General features: G+C 48.0%; 2 protein-coding genes. Both read left to right on the top strand.

Going from position 1 to position 3,354, the window contains the following annotated elements; translation table 11 throughout:
• Positions 1-1,573 (top strand): hypothetical protein (locus KDK17_RS15955; RefSeq protein WP_257288503.1); only part of this gene is annotated, 1,573 nt, incomplete at its 5' end.
• A gap of 138 nt (positions 1,574-1,711) precedes the next feature.
• Positions 1,712-3,196 carry a hypothetical protein gene (locus KDK17_RS15950; RefSeq protein WP_257288502.1) on the top strand — a complete coding sequence of 495 codons (1,485 nt, stop codon included), beginning with the start codon at positions 1,712-1,714 and terminating at the stop codon, positions 3,194-3,196.
• Positions 3,197-3,354 lie beyond the last annotated feature (158 nt).

Genomic DNA, 3,354 nt, shown 5'->3' with positions numbered 1-3,354 from the left:
TAAAACAACCGCTGCTAAAACAACCGCTGCTAAAACAACCGCTGCTAAAACAACCTCTGCTAAAACAACCGCTGCTAAAACAACCTCTGCTCAGACAACCCCTACTCAGACAACCCCCTCTCAAACAACGGCTTCTCCAATAGTATTATGCGACACCCTGACAGGGCAGACGACAGGTGGGGTTCAGCGTCGACTAAATCAATACAGTAACCTTGTTCGCGGACGACGATGTATTGTTCTCACTGCCGACCCGGCTGAGGATCTGGCTCAATTAATCAATGGGCTTCCGGAAGACATCGTGATCCTGCTCTCTTCCAATTCGGTTCCTACTTCGGTTCCTACAATGACGCCTTCTTCTTCCGTTACCCCGGTGTCGGGTAAAACACCTGTTAATTACCTTATTCACGGTGAAATAGTTTTGAAAGAGGGTCAGGACATTATCGGGGCTGCTGATGACGGTTTCGAAATCGTCATCATGCTTGACGAAAGCTATAGAGCGTACAATATGATCGTTGTTGGAGATTCAGGTAACTCTATATTTGGAGAAACAAAAGACAACAATATAAGACACATAACGTTTCGGCCCAATCAACCTAAAGGCCGCCGACGCACTAACGCTCTTGTTTCAGCATGGTGCTATAACCAGAGTCTGATCATAGCACATAACGTGTTACACCTGCCTGACTGGGTCGGCGTCAAGCTTGATTGCAGACAACCCCTGGATGCATCGATCAGTGATTCACGCTCAGGCCCCGGCCTGCTGATCGCTAATAATACGTTTAAAGCTGAAACTTTCAACGTGGGGGGCACAGATCTTATTCCAATGGAAGCGGTCGTTGTTATTACTCCAACCATCAAGAATCAGTCACAGAGAGTCGCTATTATTGATAACACATTCCAGGGCAAGCTGTCAGAAGCGGTAGAGTTTTCTCCCGGGCCCGGAAGCAGTATCGATATCTTCAGAAACAGGATCGACATTGACAATACGGGCACAACCTACCGTGAATATATGATGGGACGTAGCATTAAAAAAAGTGGTATCACGTTCGAAGGTATTACCGATGCCGATGCAGAACCTCCTCTCTTTAACCTTGCGGGCAATAGAATCCTCGTTAGAAATACAGCAATAGATATCTTGGGTCGAGTGAAACTGGCCATGGCTTGCAACCACATGGAGGGAATCCACCCCTGGCGGCAGGAACAACATCAATACAGCCTGAAAGCCGTTGATCCCTTACCTCTGGCGCGCGAGTGCAAAAGATCCCTGAGTTCAACCGTTGGCATGGCAACTACCCGTCCACCTGCACTCTGTCAGATCGTGAATAGCTGGAGAGCCGTCGAAGCTTCCCCGGCTAATTATGTAAGTGGACTGAGCAACCTCGAGGGTCAGTTCTACTTTGACCCGGCCATCTGCCCGACAGTCGCTTCGCCCTCTGCTGTTATTAACAGTACCAATATTAACAGTACAAAAGACACTGGCGATGACGATATAGCCACTTCATCAGCCCCTGCGACTGTGGCGACGACCGCTTTGAGTATCATGACCACTCTGGCCCTGTTGCTGAATCAGTAGCCTGTGCCCGTTGCTCCGGTTTAAGGAAACTGTTGCAAAAGTAGCCAGCGATGTTCTTGAAATATTCTTAAGACATTAATGGATGCACACAAACGCATGGACTAGGATTTTGACGAGGTATACTCGGGAGTCTGGAAAATGATTATTTTGCGGCGTTGTCTGGCCCGTTTGGTCGCTGCTGTACTTCTCTTACAGACTCTCAACCTTCAAGCCCAGAACACAACTCAACCTGTTTCCCCTTCTTCTACAACATCCCCGCTAACGGTATTATGCGAAACTCTTCCAGGAAATACGACGGGGGTTCAGCAACGGCTAAAACAATACAGTGAACTGGTTCGCGGGCGTCAATGCGTTGTTCTCAATGCCGACCCAACAGAGGATTTAGCGGAGCTGATCAATCGGCTTCCGCAAGATACGGTGATACTGCTCTCCTCCTACATGGTCCCTACGATGAAGCCTTCTCCATCCGTTACCCCGTTGACGGGCAAAACCCCTGTTAATTACCTCATTGGCAGTCAAATAGTCTTGAAGAACGGTCAGGATATTATCGGGGCTGCTGATAACGGTTTCGAAGTCGTCATCATGCCTGGCAGAAGTTATTCAGATAGATATATGGTCATCGTAGGAGACCGCCGTGACTTTAATTTCAGAGAAACAAAAGACAGCAATATAAGACACGTAACTTTATGGCCAACCAGACCTGATGGCTCACGATCCATTGAAAGAATTGTTTCAGCAACTTGTTATAACCGGAGACTGATTATAGAAAACAACGTATTTCATCTCCCTAACAATTATGGGGTTAGACTTGATTGCAGACAACCTCTGGATGCATCGGCCAATGATCTGCGCACCGGGCCGGGCCTGCTGTTCGCTAATAACACGGTAAAAGGCGAACGCTTTAACGTTTCAGCTGGTAACTTTATTCCACTGAATGGGCTGTTTGTTTCTATTGCCAGAATCAAGCATCAGTCACAGCAAATCGCTATTGTTGACAACACCTTCCGGGGCAAGATGTCAGAAGTGGGAGACTTGACTCTTGGACCCGGAAGCCATATTGATATCTTCAGAAACACAATCGACATTGACAATACAGGCACAACCTATCGTGAATATTTGTTGTCAAGATACATACCAAAAAATGCTTTCACGCTGACGGGTATTCGTAATACCACTGCAGAGCCTCCTCTCTTCAATCTGGCAGGCAATCAGATCCGCGTAAGAGATGCAGCTATACATGTCGAGGCACAACTTGAACTGGCCCTGGCCTGCAACCAGCTGGAGGGACTCGCTCCGTGGCGACAAACTCAACAAAAATACAGCCTGAAAGCTGCCGATCCATTGCCACTGGAAGGTGAGTGTGAAGGATCCGTGAATTCAACCGATGCCATGGCAACTACCAGCCCACCGTCAACCTCCCGGATTCTGAATACCTGGACAACCATCGTTACACCTTTATATGGACTTTCCAACGTTGAGGGTCAGTTCTACTTTGACTCGAAAGCCTGCCCGACAGTCGCTTTGCCTTCTGATGTTATGACCACCACAACCTCGGCGGGTACAACCGAAGTGACTACCGCTTTGGGTGTCATCACCACACTGACCCTGTTGTTGAATCTATAACCTGAACTCACCTCTCCGGTATACAGAAGCTGCCCCAAAAACAGCAGCCAGCGCGATTTTCCGGTCATGTTTTAACGACGTTAACAGGTAGGTATAAATTCATAGGCTAGCAGCCTGTCGGACTTAAGCGTCCGTAGCGAGGATTGCAAGAAATTGAG

It is taken from the genome of Endozoicomonas sp. SESOKO2, from assembly GCF_024606245.1.
Taxonomy (GTDB): Bacteria; Pseudomonadota; Gammaproteobacteria; order Pseudomonadales; family Endozoicomonadaceae; genus Endozoicomonas_A.
The sequence above is the reverse complement of the archived record's forward strand: the minus strand, read 5'-3'. Positions and strand labels throughout refer to the sequence as shown.